This window comes from Paenibacillus piri (assembly GCF_004354045.1).
Taxonomy (GTDB): domain Bacteria; phylum Bacillota; class Bacilli; order Paenibacillales; family NBRC-103111; genus Paenibacillus_S; species Paenibacillus_S piri.
In genome coordinates, this window is record NZ_SMRT01000023.1 from 19,514 (window position 1) to 37,713 (window position 18,200).

Annotated in this window: 14 protein-coding genes; 2 read left to right on the forward strand and 12 right to left on the reverse strand. The window is 51.8% G+C overall.

The window, feature by feature from the left end:
- Window positions 1-22 precede the first annotated feature (22 nt).
- Genes E1757_RS30985 through E1757_RS30995 form a run of 3 tightly spaced genes read right to left on the reverse strand, consistent with a single transcriptional unit; the run spans window position 23 to window position 3,612 of the window.
- On the reverse strand, window positions 23-1,690 hold the full coding sequence (locus E1757_RS30985; protein ID WP_133235600.1) for an extracellular solute-binding protein: 1,668 nt from the start codon (window positions 1,688-1,690) through the stop codon (window positions 23-25).
- A gap of 46 nt (window positions 1,691-1,736) precedes the next feature.
- Complete coding sequence (locus E1757_RS30990) at window positions 1,737-2,618, reverse strand: carbohydrate ABC transporter permease (RefSeq protein WP_425464873.1); 882 nt, start codon at window positions 2,616-2,618, stop codon at window positions 1,737-1,739.
- Between the two features lie 22 nt (window positions 2,619-2,640).
- Window positions 2,641-3,612: an ABC transporter permease gene (locus tag E1757_RS30995; RefSeq protein ID WP_133235602.1), complete on the reverse strand. Its 972-nt coding sequence runs from the start codon at window positions 3,610-3,612 to the stop codon at window positions 2,641-2,643.
- 184 nt (window positions 3,613-3,796) lie between these two features.
- On the opposite strand from E1757_RS30995, the gene E1757_RS31000 reads away from it, so the two are divergent.
- Both E1757_RS31000 and E1757_RS31005 read left to right on the forward strand, forming a co-directional pair.
- Window positions 3,797-5,533, forward strand: a complete 1,737-nt coding sequence (locus E1757_RS31000; protein WP_133235604.1) for a cache domain-containing sensor histidine kinase — start codon at window positions 3,797-3,799, stop codon at window positions 5,531-5,533.
- Window positions 5,534-5,553: 20 nt separating this feature from the next.
- Complete coding sequence (locus E1757_RS31005) at window positions 5,554-7,188, forward strand: response regulator (RefSeq protein WP_165972371.1); 1,635 nt, start codon at window positions 5,554-5,556, stop codon at window positions 7,186-7,188.
- A 159-nt stretch (window positions 7,189-7,347) separates the two neighbouring features.
- On the opposite strand, the gene E1757_RS31010 is transcribed toward E1757_RS31005, so the two are convergent.
- The 9 genes from E1757_RS31010 to E1757_RS31050 form a co-directional block, all read right to left on the reverse strand.
- Window positions 7,348-9,501: a family 10 glycosylhydrolase gene (locus E1757_RS31010; protein WP_133235608.1), complete on the reverse strand. Its 2,154-nt coding sequence runs from the start codon at window positions 9,499-9,501 to the stop codon at window positions 7,348-7,350.
- A 5-nt stretch (window positions 9,502-9,506) separates the two neighbouring features.
- Entirely contained in the window at window positions 9,507-10,562 is a 1,056-nt protein-coding gene (locus E1757_RS31015) for an amidohydrolase family protein (protein ID WP_133235610.1), read from the reverse strand.
- Window positions 10,537-11,391: an aldo/keto reductase gene (locus tag E1757_RS31020; protein WP_133235612.1), complete on the reverse strand. Its 855-nt coding sequence runs from the start codon at window positions 11,389-11,391 to the stop codon at window positions 10,537-10,539. Before E1757_RS31020 ends, E1757_RS31015 begins: the two co-directional genes overlap by 26 nt.
- A 34-nt stretch (window positions 11,392-11,425) precedes the next feature.
- Window positions 11,426-12,412 (reverse strand): Gfo/Idh/MocA family protein, encoded by a 987-nt coding sequence (locus tag E1757_RS31025; RefSeq protein ID WP_133235615.1) that lies wholly within the window; start codon window positions 12,410-12,412, stop codon window positions 11,426-11,428.
- Between the two features lie 12 nt (window positions 12,413-12,424).
- Window positions 12,425-13,360 (reverse strand): carbohydrate ABC transporter permease, encoded by a 936-nt coding sequence (locus tag E1757_RS31030; RefSeq protein WP_342774619.1) that lies wholly within the window; start codon window positions 13,358-13,360, stop codon window positions 12,425-12,427.
- Window positions 13,279-14,157, reverse strand: a complete 879-nt coding sequence (locus E1757_RS31035; protein ID WP_133235617.1) for a carbohydrate ABC transporter permease — start codon at window positions 14,155-14,157, stop codon at window positions 13,279-13,281. The genes E1757_RS31030 and E1757_RS31035 overlap by 82 nt, the downstream gene beginning before the upstream one ends.
- A 30-nt stretch (window positions 14,158-14,187) precedes the next feature.
- Window positions 14,188-15,510 carry an ABC transporter substrate-binding protein gene (locus E1757_RS31040; RefSeq protein ID WP_133235619.1) on the reverse strand — a complete coding sequence of 441 codons (1,323 nt, stop codon included), beginning with the start codon at window positions 15,508-15,510 and terminating at the stop codon, window positions 14,188-14,190.
- Between the two features lie 21 nt (window positions 15,511-15,531).
- The gene (locus E1757_RS31045) at window positions 15,532-16,854 is read right to left on the reverse strand and encodes an ABC transporter substrate-binding protein (RefSeq protein ID WP_133235621.1); all 1,323 of its coding nucleotides are present in this window, start codon (window positions 16,852-16,854) and stop codon (window positions 15,532-15,534) included.
- 109 nt (window positions 16,855-16,963) lie between these two features.
- Entirely contained in the window at window positions 16,964-18,058 is a 1,095-nt protein-coding gene (locus E1757_RS31050; RefSeq protein ID WP_133235623.1) for a mandelate racemase/muconate lactonizing enzyme family protein, read from the reverse strand.
- Between the last annotated feature and the right edge of the window lie 142 nt (window positions 18,059-18,200).

Consider the following 18,200-nt stretch of genomic DNA (forward strand, 5'->3'; position numbering starts at 1 on the left):
GGCAATTCCTCCTCAAGCCAGCTTATTTGACCGAATTGTACCAGTCGTTAACTTCCTTCGTGATTTGCTCCCCGCCGCCGGCTTTCCAGTCCTGGACGAATTTATCGTAGTCTTCGAGCGGCGCCTCTCCGTAAATGATCCGGAAAAACATTTCCTTCTCCATTTTCTCCAGCCGTTCCCATTTCGCTTTCATCGTTTTGGTTGCGGCTCCCGTAAAGATGGTCGGAACCTCCGTATTTTTATATACATTGTTGGATAAATGGCCGGCCTTGATTTGCATCGGCCCGAAAGCCTCGAATTCCTTCTCGATGGACGATTCCGCTTTGCCGCCCTCGTGCAGCTTTTTGTAAATGACCGCTTCTTTTCCGGGGAAATACGCGCGGTTATTCGTCAAATGTTTATCCTTAACCTCTTGTTTGCCGCCCGGTACATTGTACTCCGGCTTTCCGTTCACCATCACATAATCGTAGCCGTCCGCAAGACCGTAACGGAACAGCGTCCCCTGCGGGTTCCAAAATTCGTACAAAGAGTTGAGATAAAGCATGAACGCGTCCATATACTTGAAGTTTTTGTTGATGACCATCACGCTAGAATAAGACTTCTCTCCGGCGTAGCCGACTTTTCCGTCGGGACCCGTCGGCAGCGCATAAAAGTCGTAGCTGGCTCCCGGCACATTTTTTAACAGGTTTTTTGCCGAATTCAAATTCGTATGATGCGGTCCGAACATCACCCCGGCCTTACCGGCAGCGAATGCTTCACTCGCTTTCGTTCCGTCCGATAAGGCGACCTCTTTGGTCAAATAGCCTTTGGCCATCCATTCGCGCAGCTTCGCGAGTGCAGGCTTGATCTCCGGCTGAACCGAGCCATAGCCGATCTCGCCGTTCTTCAGCTTCATCCATTGGGACGGAATAGCGCCATAGGCGCCGAAAATCGGGCTGACGTCCGCCGTTTGCTCGATCAAGCTATTTTTTAAACCTGCGGTAAGACCGATCGTGTTTTTGGCTCCGTTGCCCCCCGGATCCTTGGTCACGAAGGCGTCCAGCACTTTTTCCAGCTCGTCGATCGTTTTCGGCGGCTGCAATCCGAGCTTGTTCAACCAGTCGTTGCGGATAAACATCAGCCGGCCTCCGGGAACGCCCGAGGTTAAGGTCGGAATTCCGTAATGCTTGTCGTTTCGTTTCGTTACATACCATGCCGCAGGATCGACCGAAAACGCTTCCTTCACCGTCGGCGACGCCCATTTGTTAAAATAATCGTCCACCGCCATAATTTTACCGGCATCGATCAATTCTTCCAGCAGCAGCGGGTCCTGAATGAGCATCAAATCCGGCAGCTCCTCGTTTGCGGAAAGCAGCAGCCTCACCTTGGCATTTAAATTATCCCAGCCTTGCACGGTCCAGGGCGTTTTCAAATCGATCCCCAGCTCGTTTTTCATCCAGCGCGTATGCACGTTATCCTGAATATTTTCCCCTTCCTTGTACTTGATGGTAGGAATATTCAGCCTGCCCATGCTGATGGTAACGGTCGGGTCGTACTTGTAGCCGAGCCGCGGGCCGTCCGCCTTGTATTTGTCCGAGCTGTCCGCCTTGGCTGCGTCGTCGCCGTTCTTGGCCGTACAGGCAGCCAGCAAACCGGCGAGCATCACGGTTGACAGCAAAGCGCAATAACCGTTCATTTTCATTTTTTTCATCCTGACGATGTCACCTCTTTGACTTTAATGGATGGATAGTCGACCTTTATTCTTTAACCGATCCAAGGACGATTCCTTTTACAAAATAACGCTGCAGGAAAGGATAGACGACTAAAATCGGCGTGACCGTAATGCAAATCTGGGCCGCCTTTAACGTGCGATCCGACAGCCTCTGGTATTCCTCGGGATCCAGCGTCAGCTTGCTGAGATCCAGCTGCACGACAATCGTTTGCAGCAGCGTAGATAGAGGATAATTTTGTACGTCCGACATGAAGAGCAAGCCGTCGAACCAGGCGTTCCAATGATATACGATCGTAAACAAGGAAATGGTGGCGATCGCAGGCATGGAAATCGGCAAATAGACGAAAACAAGCGTCTTAAAATGTCCCGCTCCATCCAAATAAGCCGATTCTTCAAGCGCTTTCGGCACGGATGTCCGGAAAAAGTTCAACAATAAAATCAGGTTGAACACATTGACGCAGTTCGGTAAAATAAGCGCCCATACGGAATTGATCAACCCCAGTTTTTGTACCACGATATAGCCGGGAACAAGTCCTCCGTGAAACAGCATCGTAAATACGAAAAACCAGACGTACCATTTGCGGCCTTTAAACTCTTCATTTTCCCGGGCCAACGAATAGGCGATCATAAGCATGATCGACATGCCGACGACCGTACCGAGAACGGTTCGCAAAATCGTCGTTTGCAATGCGCCGACGAAATTCCCGTTGCCCAGTACTACGCCGTATGCATCCGTAGCAAAATCGACCGGCCAAAACGAAACGAGATTCGCATTGGCGGCGTGAGCTCCGCTGAACGAAACCGCAAAAACGTGAATCAGCGGCAGCACGCAGACAATGCCGAGCAGAGCCAGCAAAATATTGTTGCACAGGCTGAACATTTTGTAGCTGAAGGAAGAAAAATACACGGCACACCTCCTGAAAAACACGTTAAAAAATCCGGTAATTGGCAAATTTGAAAGCCAGCCTATAACCGATGACGACGAGAACAAGACCGACGACCGATTTCAGCATGCCGAACGCGGTTCCGAAGCTGAAGCTTCCGCTAAGCAGCGCTACCCGGTATACGTACGTGTCGATAATGTCGCCTTCCTTATACACGAGCGGGCTGTACAGATTGAAAATTTGATCGAACCCCGCATTCAGAATATCCCCCAAAGACAAGGTGCCGACTACCATGATCATGGGCGTCAAGGACGGAAGCGTCACATGAAGCACCTGTTTCCACCGGTTCGCTCCGTCGATCGCTGCGGCCTCGTACAAGCTCGGATTAATCCCTGCAAGCGCTGCCAGAAACACGATCGCTCCGAAGCCGAATTCCTTCCATACCGCGCTTAGCACGACCGTAAACCGGAACCAGCTGCCGGATCCGAGAAAAAATATCGGCTCCACGCCGAATGCCGCAAGCAGTTGATTGGCCAGCCCTTTGACGGAGAGCATATCGAGCAGTATCCCTCCGAGTATGACCCAGGACATAAAGTGCGGGAGATAGACGAGCGTTTGGACCGAGCGCTTCAGCCACGAGATTCGGAACTCGTTGAGAAGAAGGGCGAACAAGACGGATGCGGTCAGCTGCGCAACGATTTTCAGGATCGAAATGATTAGCGTGTTCCAAATGATTTGACGCGTTTCCCCCTGCATAAACATGTCTTTAAAATGATCGAGTCCGACCCAAGAGGAACCTGTAAACCCAAGCCAAGGCTTGAATTCCTGGAAGGCCATGACCAAACCGAACATGGGGCCGTAACTGAACAGCAGCACGAGCATAAATCCGGGTAACAGCATGGCGTGAAGCGGCCAGTTACGTTTCCAGTTCCATGACTGGGCAACGGGTTGTTGCCGTGGCAATGCCCCGGTATCCGCATCCAAGTCTGCCACGCTGCGGCTCCCCTGAACTACCATAGATTCACCTCCTTCGTTGAGAATTTCATGCAAGCTTTATTCTAAACACAAACTTACGGATTGAATATAACGAGATTTTTAGCTTGATGTTCCGTTTTTAAGGAAATGATTGTGTTTTCATGTACAGCCTTTTATTTGTGCTATAATTATAAAAACTTACGAAGCCCTTGAAGGAGCCTCAACCATGCCGCTGCGCAAAAACACTTTTCATAAAATGGTAGCCGTGATCGGGTTGCTTGTGCTGCCGATTATCATGATGTACAGCTACTCGAATCAAATCAGCATTCAAGTGGTTGAGCGGCAGCTCACGGAGAATAGTCTGGACAAGCTTCGCTTTCTGCTTAACGACATTGAAGCAAACGTGGAGCAGCTATCCAAGCTCACCGTCATGCTGGCCAACGATCCGAGCATAAAGGAATTCATTGAAGCCAGCAAAAACGGCGAACGGCTGTACAGCTCGATTAAAAGAAAAATGGATTTAATGGATGTGCTGAATTTGTTCAGCTTAACGAGCAACTGGCAGAACAGCTTCACCTTGTATTTGCCCGCATCGGACGAGCCGATCGGCATCGACAACTACAGCACCAAGCCGTTCGACGCCGCTTATCTGAAGCGCTACGCCTCCAAAAGCTGGAGCTATATCCCGGTTGAGACGGAAACGCCTGATATGTTTGTGCGGTTGTTCCCTCAGCCCGCCTCCTCCATGGAAACGATCGAACGGGCGAATTATATTCTGGAAGCCAGGTTTTCCGCCAAAAATATCATTTCCATGCTGAATCATTATCAATATACAAGCAGCAGCGACCCCTTTTTGTACCATCCGGACTTTGCTCCTCTCTTGAACAATAAATCCGATAAACAAACTGTTCGGCAATTGCTCGCACAACTGCAGCCCATGAAGCTGACGGACCATGGCAATATTACGCTCAAGCTGCAAGGCAGCACATATCTGGTCAGCTACTACCGTTCGAACAGTTTGGGGTGGTATTTGATCGATTACGTTCCTTTGAATGAAATCGTGTCTCCGATTAACAAGACCCGGAACTTCTTTTATATCGGCATTACTTTCCTTCTCGCCATGAGCGTCATTTTGACCTTCTTGTTATATCGCAATGTACAGGTGCCGATTCGCGAACTGATCTCCAGTCTGCAAAAATTAAAAAGAGGGGATTATTCCGCCCGATTGACCTCCAACCCGGATAACGAGTTTTCCTATTTGTTCGGAAAGTTTAACGACATGGCCCAACAAATACAGGAATTGATCGAAAAGGTGCTGGCAGAAAAGCTCAGAGCGAAGGAAGCGACACTGAAGCAGCTCCAATCGCAAATCAATCCGCATTTTCTTTACAATTGCCTCTTCTTTATTGTCGGTATGTCGCGTTTGAAAGATCATGACACCGTTGAGGCCATGGCACAGAACCTCGGAGACTATTACAAATATACGACAAGACTCGAAAACGATCAGGTAACCGTTGAAGAGGAGCTGCAGCTGATAACCAATTATATGGAAATCCAAAATATGAGAATGCGTCGGTTGTCCTACGAAATTGTGGTGAAAGACAGGTTGGGGGAAACTATAGTTCCACGACTGCTGCTCCAGCCTATTGTGGAAAATGCAGTTGTTCATGGAATTGAACCGAAGGATGGCCGGGGAATTGTCCGGATTGAAATAAGCGCCTCGAACGAAATGCTTCGGATCGAAATCGAAGACAACGGCGTCGGCATGACAGAAGAAGCGATTCAGCTTATGAATCAAAGGCTGCTGTCCCCCATTTCTCAAGAAATGGGCTTCGCCTTATGGAACGTTCATCAGCGGCTGGTCACATTATACGGCGAGCAGTCCGGCGTAAAACTGTCCCGCTCGGGATTGGGCGGCCTGAAAGTAGAGCTGGTTGGAGTCCATCTGTCGCACCACCAATAAAAGCGAACGAGGGTGAGATTATGTATAAAATGCTGATCGTGGACGATGAGCAATTCGTACTGGATACGATTTCAGTGACATATCCATGGGATCAATACGGCATCACGAATATCGATGTCGCCGGTTCCGGCGCTAAAGCACTTGAATTGTTTAAAACGGAGCCGGCCGATATCGTCATTACGGATATCCGGATGCCGGGTATGAGCGGTCTGGAATTAATAAATGAGATCAAAAAAATTTCCAATAAAACAAAGTTTATTTTGCTGTCCGGCCACTCCGAGTTTGCTTATGCGCAGCAGGCTATCCAAAGCCAGGTGCTGGAGTATTTGCTAAAGCCGGTGAAAGAAAAGGAGCTATTGGCTACGATTCAGCGGGCGCTGGAAGGAATCCGAAAGGAATGGGACGAAATCGTTTCTTATCAACGGGCGCAGTATTCGCTGCGGGAGAATCTGCCGCTTTTGCGTCAGACACTATTGAAAGAGCTGCTTCATGGTAAAAAATACCGAAAAGAGACGCTTGATCACAAGCTGGATATGCTTGAGGTGCCTATCAGGAGCGGCAGTCCTTTCTCCATCATGGCAATTCGTTTAGAGAAAGGCTTCGAGAGATTCGATTATGATGATCTTGACCTGATCGAATATGCCGTTACGAACATCGTCGAGGAAGTATTCGGAGAATATTTTCGACTATGGAAGTGCAAAGATGTGCATGATTATTTGATTCTCATCATTCATCCGTTAGAGACGGAACAAAACCTGTTCGCTGCGGATGCTGAAGTTCATTATATATTGGAAAACTGCGCGCTGCAGCTTCAAAATTGCGTTAAAAATTATTTAAACGGAAATATTACGGTACTGCTTAGTCCTTGGGGCGAATTTCCTAACGATACTGCCGCCTTTTACCAGAATGCACTGCTGGATTTAAGAATGCATTTGGAAAATGACAACGGCTATTATATCAGCCCCTTTAATCGGAAAAAGCCATCGTTGATGACACCTCTTTATAACCTGTACGAACCGCCCACGGTTCTTCATCTGCTCGAGGCAGGCCGTTGGAACGACGCAGAAGCGAAGCTGATCCGCATTTTTACGGAATTGGAGGCAGATCCGGCGTTAAACCGCGAGCATATCCTGGAGGCGGCGCTGCTTATTGCCTATGCGGCTACATACATCACTCATAAAAGCGGTCACTATTTAACTGATCTGAGTTTTTTCCGGCAGGATCTGTACAGCGAATTGGAGCATATCGGATCGGTAAACCATCTCAAAAAATGGACGTTTGACATACTATCGTCGATCAGAAGAAAAGTGGTCGAAGATTTTCAAAATAACCAGACTTCGATCATGCACCAAGTCCGCACGTTTATTGAGCGGCACCTGCTTTCCGACATTTCCTTGCAGTCTATTGCCGATTTCGTTCACCTGCACCCCGCTTACTTGTCCAAAATCTACAAGGACGAGAGCGGCGAATGCATCAGCGACTACATTTGCCGCCTGCGGATGGATAAAGCAGCCTATTTGCTGACCACGTCGGAAGACAAGGTGAACGATATTGCCGCACAGGTCGGATATGTGAACCCTTCCCATTTTATCAAGGTTTTTCGGAAACATTTCAGCGTTACTCCCAACGAATACAGAAGGGGAAACGAAGGATAAACGGAAGCATCGTCAGCCTCGACCGAAATCGAAACTGACGATGTTTTACCCGCCCCCAAAACAAACATGTCCTGACGAACACAATCCGGGATGAAGCGATGCAATGCACCGAAGCTGTGACCGCTTACTTTTGGGGTAGCCCCCGGGAAGCAAGCCGGATCAAATCTCAAACACGACTACGTCGTAGTCTGTTAAGACATCCACCGTCACCTCGGCGATGCCGTCCCGTTTCGTCAGCTCCAGCGGCTTGCCGCTCGAAAGCAAATAGGCTTTCGAGGCGGCTTCCTTGATGCCGACCGTTACGTTATGCAGCGGCACAAGCTCGTTGAACACCCTTCGGCCGCCGGTCAAATTGATCAAATGCGCCATCCGCTTGTTCTCCTTTTGGCGCAGCGAAATTTCGCAGGTAGAAGGCGCGTCCGCCACCAGCGGAATGTTGCCGCGGGCCGCCCAGAGCACGGCGTTGACGAGCAGCCGCTTCAAATCGGGAAAGCCGATTTGAAAGAACAGCCGGTCGAGCCGGCTTGGAAAATAGACGGTTCTGCCTCCGGAATCGCTCCCGCTGACGACGGCCATCGCCGCTCCGGTATCCGGTTCGACCGTGTAGGACAAGCCTTCGGGAAATACGCGGAACGGCGCGGCCAGGGTGAGCGGCGTCTCCGCTTGCCCCGCCTGTCCCCCGCTCCCGCGGACATGCAAGGAGCAGTAATCGCCGGCAATCGGCACGAGCCGGGTTTGCTCCAATCCTTGCACCAGCGGATGGTCCGGATGCTGGATATTCATGTAAGCCTGGGTCACTTCCTTCGTCTTTTTGCCGTTCACCGGCAGCGTAACTCCGTTATACCCAGCCTGGAACACGTCATGCAGCAGAAAGTCGCTCCGCTTGCCCCCGTCCAAATCGTAAAGGGAGGTTTCCCCCGTTGCGACGATGCCGCCGCCCCTTGCCGAATAGCGCCTGACCGCTTCGGCCTGCTCTTCGCTCATGCAAGCGAGCGACGGAAGAACAATCGCCGCGTACCGGTTCAGCACATCGTCCGACAATGTCTGGGTCGAGATGATATCGAACGGAATATGGGCTTCCAGCAGTGCCTGCTCCACACCGCGGATGCATTCGACATAATCGTCGTGGCTGCGGGGATTGCCCGGCTCGTAGAACAACAGCGTATCGAGCGAGTAGACGATCGCTATGCTGGCCGCCGACGCGTCCCCATCGTAATAGTCGTTATGCTTGTCGTGAAACGCGAACAATTCCTTCATCGCGGCGAAGCTTCTCGGGTCCTCATGGACGGCCGGAGGCCCGCCCGACAAATTGACCATCGGCATGGCGCCGTTGGCGGCGATTTGCGCCAAATACACCTTTTGTTCCACCGGCGTCATGGAGCTTCTTCTCCAGGGCCACGCGAGAAAATACGACACGACCACCCAGATCGGCTTGTCGGTCACCGAGGACATATACCGGGCTTCCTCGCCGGTCCATCTGAGCCATTGCCATCCGGCTTCTCCGGCCGCGTTCAGCTTGAACCGGGTTTGCGCTTCCACTTGAATCGCGCTTTGATAACGGGACATCTGCTCCACATCGAGCGAGGACCCGACCGTCCATTCGGGATCTCCGAAGCATACGCTGTTGCCGAACACGGGCATATCGGGATCCACGCTTTTCACCACATCCATCAAATAGTTGACGCAGGCGGTCGTCTTCTGCACCTTCCAACGGGTAAATCGGCGCCAGGCCGGATTCGTCCAATCCATCGCCAGCGGCAAATCGAGTCCGGCAGACTGTTTGAAATCGGCTTGACAATTGCGGCAGTAGCAAATGCCCGACGATTTGAAGCCATAGCTGGCCCCTCCGAATTTAATCCCGTCCACTTCGTAGTTTTCCACGATTTCCCGGACGATGCGGACCGCATAATCTTTCTGGTAGCCGCCCAGCGGACAAGTGACATAGAAGCCGTCCGTCGATTCATACAGGCTGCCGTCCCTGTCGACGGAGCACCAATGCGGATTCAGCAAAGCCGCTTTCTTCGGCAATATGCCCAAATCGATCATCGCGACCGCTTTAATCCCGTAACGATGGGCGGCCTTCACGATGTCGCCCGTAACGTCCATGTCTTGCAAATAGGGACTTATCCTTTGCAAATCGAGCTGCGTAGGATACGTGGTCACGTAGCCGCCGGCAAAAAAGCTGAAATACGATACATGCATATCATGAAAATCTTTGGCCATTTGCTCCGCGTCGAAATTCGCACAATCGATATCGCGGATCGTCAGATGAATGCCTCTGCCTCTTTGTTGAACCCAATCTGTTTTTCCCAAACGACTCACCTCTTCTTTAAAATAGCATGCAGCGTCCTGATTAAATAATCGTTGAACGGCCGTTCGCCGGTAAAATCGTCAGACTTCAAATAAGCGTCCAGCAGCCGGTAATAAAGCTCGCCGGGAATATCCAGCGCCGCGTTCTGCACGAGCGGAATCGTGCGGTTCCGGACTTCACCGAATTGCGTCTCAAGCCATTCGGGAATAGACGCCTCCCCGGCCCGTCCTGCCGGCTTGCTGAACAACAATCGCATGGCATTGCCGGAGAGAAAGGCTTGAAGCTGGCCGGGAGCTACATAGGGGAGCAGCTCCGATAGCCAGGAAACGCACTGCGAATACGTTTCATTGCGCCACAAATATACCGGAAATTCGCTTCCCCATAATATACGCTCCCAGCCGCAGTGCAAGATGACGAATTCGACCCAAGTCAAGTAATCGGGATGCGGATACGGCCGCATCGAGCCGTTGCCCCCTTGACGGGACAATATTGCATAAAACCGCGGGTGGCGCAGCAGCTCTATGCAGCTGCCGTCCAGCTTAGTGCGATCCTGCCAGCCGAAGCCGGGAAACAGAAAATGCGGGGCCGCGATAAAGGAATCCGGATAACGGTCGAGCCACTGCAAATACAGTTCGGCCGCTTCGGTGCTTGCTACGGGATTCAGCGCGTAAATGCACTTCCCCTCATCCCCCAGCAGCTCCAGCATGCCGGGTGTCGCCATGCACTCCTCGAAGGACAGGCGCATGCCGATCACGCCTCCCTTCACCTCGGTCCGCGCCAGCTCCAGCCGCTCGCCGGCATCGGCTCCGAACGGGATGCCGACGCCGCGAATGCGATCCGGACGTTCCCGCATGGCTGCGAATAAGCCGGGCAAATCGGGAACGAGCGGCCCGAGCACGGCGACCGCGTGGGAAACTCCGCAGCTGTCGAGCACATGGAAGATATGCTCGGGGGAGCCGAATCTCGGAACCCCGATATGCATATAAGCGTCAATTACACTCGTACCGCCTTCATTTTGTGCAGCAGCAGCCGTCGCATTACCGGTAGTAGGTGAATAAGTCACGCAAATCGAACCTCCCCGCCGTATCGTCGCAGATGGCTGCATTTTCCCTCACTTCATCGGCGGTGCGCATGCCGATTAGCGCTACATCCACATATGGATTGGACAACACGAACTGAATCAGCGCCCTAGTATAGTCGAACCGGTTATTCGGGTCGGCCAGACTCATCCACCGTTTAAATAAGCCGGAGCTTGTCGTTCGCATGACGGCAATGCCCATTCCGGCTTTATCGGCCTCCAGCATGCTGCCGAAGGGCCGGTTCGGATCGTACGGATGCTGCATGCACAGATTGTAGCAAATTTGCATGATGTCAAATTGACCGCTGCGAATAAATTCGAACACCGCGGCATTGTTGTCCTCGCTGGTGAAGCCGATATAACGGACGAGCCCCTCCTCCTTCAGCCGAATCATTTGCTCCAGCATGCCGCCTTGAAGAATCGTGCGCACGGCTTCTTCCGTGTAGCTCGTGCCGTGAATTTGCAGAAAATCGAGCCGGTCCGTCTGCAGCCTGCGCAAGCTGTTCTCCACGGAGCGCCGCAGTTCGTCGGGAGCGCATACTCCCGCTTTGCTGGCGAGGAATACGCTGTCGCGAAGCCCTTTCAGCGCGTCGCCCAGCAGCTCCTCGCTTTTCCCGCCGCCGTAGCCCGGCGCCGTATCGAAATAGTTGATTCCCGCTTCGAGGGCGGCATCGATCGCGTTCAAAATTTGCCGACGGTCATCCGGAGCGTCCGGGTCAAATGGCTGCAAATAATTTTTGAGCCCGGCCGGCGCCCCTCCGAAACCGATTCTGCTGACAGTCGCTCCGGTATTGCCGAAAATCGCATATTCCATCGATCAGCTCTCCTTCCGAACCGGCATCGCCGGTTTACTGAATCAGACTATGAAATTGATGAACGAGCCGGATGGTTTTCAGCGTATCCTCCATATGAACGACAGGCGTTCTGCGTTCGGCAGCGGAGCGAATAAACTCTTGCAGCTCCAGATCGTATCCCAAATAGGTAAAGCTCGTATGCAGCCCTTGATTGACGTTCCATATCAGCGTATCGCGCTGGTCCGCCAACGCCGCATGCTCCCCGCCTCCGTTCAGCTGCCCCGGCCGGTTGTACGCGATGTTTTTCAAATTGTCTACGATCACATTCCGCCCGTTGCCGATCAGCTCGACCCGTTCCACCGGGAAGGTCATATGCTGTACGGAAGCCGACTGAATATTGCCGATCGTACCGCTCTCGGCGATAAAGGTCAGGTTATAGCCGAAGCGGCGTTCGTCCAATACGAAATGCTCGACATGCGTAATTTTCAATTCCCCGACCAAATACCTGGCCAAATCCAGATGATTGACAATATGATTGAAAATAAACGAGCTTTTCGAGCCATATTCGGATGCATGATACTTGGCTTGATACATATGTACGCCTCCGAATTCGGGGCGTCTAGCAATATCCGCCGCCATCATATAGGCGGTCGCAAAACGCCGGTTAAACCCAACCATGGCATAGCAATTGGTTGTGCGCTGCAGCTCTGCCAGTTCTTCGGCCTGCTCCACGGTATGGCACGGCGTTTTTTCCGCGAACACATGTTTGCCGGCGAGCAGGCATGCCTTGGCCGCTTCGTAATGAACTTGCGGATCGACGGAGCAGATTACGGCGTCCAGCTCTTCGTTCTCAAGCATATTGCGGTAATCCGTGTAGCTGTTGGCAATACGGTACTTCCCTTTGACCAGAGCGAGGCGCTCCAGGTTCGTATCGCATACCGCAGAAATGTCCGCCGGCAAGGACATGAGCCGCAGCAGCAAATTGTCGGCCATATGACCGCCTAATCCTACAAGCCCAAGCTTCACCGGGCTGTTGGCCATTTCATCCCCCCCTTATTTAATGCCCGAAGTGGCGATCCCCTCGACCAAATATTTTTGGAAAAACACGAAAATGCTGAACAGCGGAATCAACGACAGCATCGACATCGCAAACAGCTGGCCGTATTCCGACTTGCCTTCGCCTGATGAAATGAACAAGCTCAACCCGAGCGTCGCCGTAAAATCTTTCACTTGGCTGATATAGATGAGCGGACCGAAAAAGTCGTTCCATACATAGATGAACGTGAAGATCGTCGTCGTCACCAGCGCCGGAAGCGAGAGGGGCAATATGAGCCTCCAGTAAATCTGAAACTTCCCGCAGCCGTCCACCGTTGCAGCACTGTCCAGCTCCTTGGGCAAGTTGCGCATAAATTGCACCATCAAAAAAATGTAAAACGGATCGACGGCGAAAAATCGCGGAACGAGCAGCGGGTAATACGTATTGATCCAATCGAACTGTTTAAATAATATATATTGCGGAATGATGACAACATGATGCGGAAGCATGATCGTGACCATCATCACGGCGAACCAAAACTTCCTCAGCGGAAATTCCATCCGGGCAAAAGGATATGCCGCCAGCGAACAGCTGATCAGATTCCCGACGATGGATACCGTAACGATAAACAGGGAGTTCGCAAAGAACCTGCCGAAGGACGTGCCGGAGAAGCCGAGCCAGCCTTCCACGTAATTAGCCAACGTGACCTCGCTGGGCCATAGGCTGAGATCCTGGAAAATCAGCGTCTGCGGCTTAAACGAGCTGCTGAGCATCCAAAACACCGGGTACAGCATTCCAAGCGAGCATATGAGAATGACGCCGTGATATACGTAGCGGTTTATTGTGCCGGAAGCGTGAATAGCAATCCCTCCTATTCCATGTAATGCACCCAGCGGCGGGATGTCCAAAAGGCCAGCGCGGAGCATGACGCAATCAGCAGCAGCAAAATCCATGCCATCGCCGACGCCACGCCCATCTGATAATTCTGGAACCCTTGCTGGTACAAATACAGCGTATAAAACAATGTGGAATTGACAGGCCCGCCGTTCCCGCCGCTAATAATGTACGCGGGCGTGAACGCCTGAAACGAGCCGATCAGCTGCATGATCAAATTAAATAAAATAACCGGAGTCAGCAGCGGCAGCGTCACCAGGAAAAAGCTTTGCTTCCTCCCCGCCCCGTCGATCGCCGCCGCCTCGTACAATTCTTTCGGAATTTGCTTTAAGCCGGCCAAAAATATAACCATCGGCGAGCCGAACTGCCATACCTTCAAAATAATAATCGTGATCAACGCCGTTTTCGGATTGGCGATCCAGCTCGTGCCGGCCACCCCGAAAAAGCCTAAAGCCTGATTAATTAATCCGTCGCTGCCGAATATTTGCCGCCAGAGCAAGGAAACGGAAACGCTCCCGCCGATCAGGGAAGGAATATAATAAACTCCCCGGTACACATTTACAGCCCGGCTTATGCTGGAATTAAGCACGATGGCCAGTGTGAGCGCAAAAACAAGCTCGAACGGAACGCCGAATAACACATAGGTCAATGTAACTGTAAGGGATTGGAAAAATCGTTTATCCGTGAAAATGTCGTAGTAATTGTTCAGCCCGTCCCACACCGGCGGATTCAGCATATCGTAGGAGGTCAAGGACAAATAGAGCGAAGCCGCTATGGGAAACAAGCTGAACGCGAAAAGACCGATAAACCATGGCGCCAAAAAGGCATACGCGACCAAGTATTCTTTCAGCTTCATACCACTCCCCCTCGCTTATCTTTTTTTCAATCATTTTTTCAACGCTTTTTGCGCTTCCGTAAAGAAATCGTCCACTGCCTGGGCAACCGACTTTTGTTTAAAAGCGATCGCTTCATTGGCCGTACTGATCAGCTTGTTGACCGCGTTGCTTCCGGTCGGATAGGCCACTGTCGACGTTGCGTTCTTGCTCACCTGAATTTGGAAATCATTCACTTTCTTCATGGTCGGATCGATGAACGGCTCCAGCTCCTTCATAATTTTGGTCGAGCCGACAGGGCCGTACAGCTCGCCGAACAGTTTGGCCGCATCCAGATCGTTGACAAACAAATTGATAATTTGCGCCGTTTCCTTCGCCACCTTCGACTTGACGTAAATCGAGGAGTACACGCCGGCCAGCAGATCGAATTCGATGCCGCCCTTCGTTGTAGGAATACGGACGATGCCGAGCTCGTCCTTCATTACATCCTGGAACAGCTTCATCCGGTTGGAGGAGCTCATGGTCGACGCGACCTTGCCCGCCGCCAGAATGCCTTCCACTTCGTTTTTGCCCGCATATTCGGCCGTGACATCGGCCGGCGGGATTCCGCCCTTCTGGCGCAGGTTGTCCCAGATCGTCAGCCAATCGATCATATCTTTTTTGTCAAATCCGAGACTGCCGTCCTCCTTATACAAATCTTTGCTCCGCTGCTTCAAAAAAGATTGCAATAAATTGCTGACGCCGCCCAAATCCTCGCTGCCCCAAATGTCTTTTCCAAGCGCGTCGTGCAAAGCGATCATCGCTTTGGAATAATCTTCCCAGGTCCAGTTGAAATCGGGCTCGCTCACACCGGCTTTCTTGAACATAGCCTTGTTATAGTAGCTGGCCTTGATCGAATTTCCTTGCGAGACCGAATACAGCTTGTTGTTTACTTTGCCGCTGTCCACGATCGTAGGGTTGAAATCTTTAATATTAATGACGCCTTGATCGACAAACGGCTGAAGATCGAGCAGTTGGTTGCGCTTGGCAAAATCGTTAATGTTATCAAGGGTGAATACCATTAAATCCGGAGCGTTCCCGCCTGCCACCTGGGTGTTTAATTTGGTCCAATATTCGCCCGAAGACGCAAATTCGCGGATAATTTTAACATTCGGCAATTTTTTCTGAATCTCATCGAACGTATTGTTATATACCTTGGTTCGGTTCGCGTCCCCGTACCAGCTGACTCTCACTTCTTTAACAGCCGTCGATGTTTCGTTCGTTCCCTTGGCATCCTTCACCGTATCCGTATCCTTGGCCGACGGGCCGCTCCCCGAGCACCCTGCGGCGGCAAAGGCCAGCGAAGCCGATAGCGCCATGACCCAAACTTTTTTCATTTATGACCTAACCTCCGACAATTATTTTTTTAAAATTTTTTGCGCCTCGGCAAAAAAATCATCAACCGCTTGAGCTACCGTTTTCTGCTTGAAAGCGACCGCGTCGTTCTCCGTGCCGAGCAGCTTATTGACGGCGTTGCTTCCGGCCGGATATGAAACCGTGGGCAGCACGTTTTTGCTGACGGTTACCTGGTATTCATTAATTTTTTTCATCATCGGGTCGAGGGTCGGATCCAACTCCTTCATCACCTTGCTTGAGCCGACCGGGCCATACAAAAGACCGAACGCTTTGGCCGCTTCCGCATCGTTGGCAAATGCGTCAATGATTCGCGCCGTCTCTTTGGCGACCTTCGATTTGGTGTAAACCCCCATGTAGACCCCCGCCAGCAGATCGAACGGCGTCCCGCCCTTAACGCTCGGCACACGCACCATCCCCAACTCGTCCTTCATTACGGTTTGAAACAGCTTCAACCGGTTGGAGGCGCTCATGGATACGGCGACTTTGCCTGAGGCCAATATGCTTTCCACCTCATTCTTGCCCTTGTATTCCGCGGAAACGTCGGCCGGGGCAATCCCGCCCTGCTGTCTCATATTATCCCAAAGCGTAAACCATTCGATCATATCCGATTTTTCGAAGCCCAGGCTGCCGTCTTCTTTATACAGATCCTTGTTTTTTTGTTTCAAAAAGGTTTGGAATATATTGTTGGTGCCTGCCAAATCCTCGCTTCCCCACACATCTTTGCCCAATGTTTTATGGATGGCGATCATCGCCGCGGAGAAATCATCCCATGTCCAGTTCAAATCCGGCTCGTTGAGGCCGGCTTTTTTAAACATTTCCTTATTGTAATAAGTTCCCAGTATCGAATTTCCTTGCGAAACCGTATACAGCTTGCCGTCCACTTTACCGCTGTTCACAATCGCCGGATTGAAGTCGCCCAGATGAATGATTCCTTGATCGACGAACGGCTGCAGGTCGGCCAGCTGTCCGCGTTTGGCGAAATCGTACAAATTGTCCAGCGTGAACACCATCATATCGGGCGCGTTCCCTCCGGCCACCTGGGTGTTCAGCTTGGTCCAGTAATCACCTGCCGCCGCAAACTCCCTGACGAGCTTAATATCCGGCATTTTTTTCTGAATGATATCGAATGTATCGTTATACACTTTATTGCGGTTGGCGTCGCCATACCAGCTTACGCGAACCTCAACGGCCTTTGCGCTTTCTTTGGCGGTGCCGACGGCCGGCGCGGGCGATTCAACCGGCGGATGGGAAGTTGACGGAACTGACGTGCACCCTGTCGAAATCACGGCCAAGCCTGCTATGAACGAGATCATCCGTTTTTTCATGTGCTCCTCCTTTGACTCCAAATTATTCGATTGCACTCCAGAAGTCCGGTGAATAATGCCCGCTGCGCAGGCGGATCATAGTTCCGATCGCTGTTCTTTCATCGAGCTTTTAGTCAAGCCTGCTGACCCGGTAGTCCGCTTTTCCCAGCCATTCCGGTCTGATCCTTACTCCCCAACCGGGCCCATCGGGAATAGACACCTTGCCGTCCTTCACCTCCAGATCGGCGTCTTCAAACAAATCGACTGCCCATGGATCGTGTTCGATCGTATATTCCATGAAAGGACCTGCATTTCGAAGCGCTCCGAGCATATGCAAGGTGAATACGAGCGTCATCGTCTTGTTCGCATTGTGAGGCGTGCAGAGCATGCTTGCCTCCTCCGCCATCCCGGCTACGCGCATCGCCCGGCAAATTCCCCCGACATAGGAGATGTTAGGCTGGACAATATCGACCGCGCGCATATGGATCATCCGCTTCCAGTGGGCTATGCAAGTATCCTGCTCGCCTCCCGACACCGGTATGTCCAAAGCGGCGGCCACCTCCGCCGTCCATTCCAACTCGGGAAACGGACACGGCTCCTCGAAATGGCTGAAATGATGCTGCTCCAGCAGACGGCCTACCTCGATGGCCCGCTTGGGCGTAAATGCGCTGTTCCCGTCGGCGAACAGCGTCGTAAGCTCGCCGACGGCGCGGCGTACGGTTGGAATAAGCTCCTCGGTGCGCCCCGGCCACTGATCCTCATCGTTGCCGAACACTTTTCCGACGCGAATTTTAAATGCCCGAAAGCCGTGCTTGTCCTGAAGGCGCCTCATTCTTTCCGCTTCATCCTGCGGCGTAATATCTCTGCGCATGCTGGAGCCGTAAGCATCGATGGAAGTTCTGTATTGGCCGAGCAGCTGGCAGACGCTTTTTCCCTCCGCCTTGCCCCTCAAATCCCACAGCGCGGTATCCAGTCCTCCGATGGCGCGCGTCGTAAAAGCGCCGGGAAACTTGTATTCCTTCAGAAAGCAGCGTTCGACCAGACCGTGGATGTCGAGAGCGTCGCTTCCGAGCGCAATGGGAGCTATTTGCTGGTGCAGCGCCAAAGCGGAAATATTGGCATTCCAGGCGGATATTTGCCCGTATCCCTCATGTCCGTCATCGGTGCGAACCCTCACGAAGCTGACGTCTCTTGTGGCAAACGTTTCAATACTTTTAATTTTCATCGCCTTCTGCCTCCTTTCATTTTTCTTACTATACAACGCGCCAACACGCTTGAAACTATTCTGATGTATCCTTTACTAGCACAAATTCGGATAACTTTAGATTCCGCTGTTGCAGGTATGTCCATCGCTTCCTACAATGAAC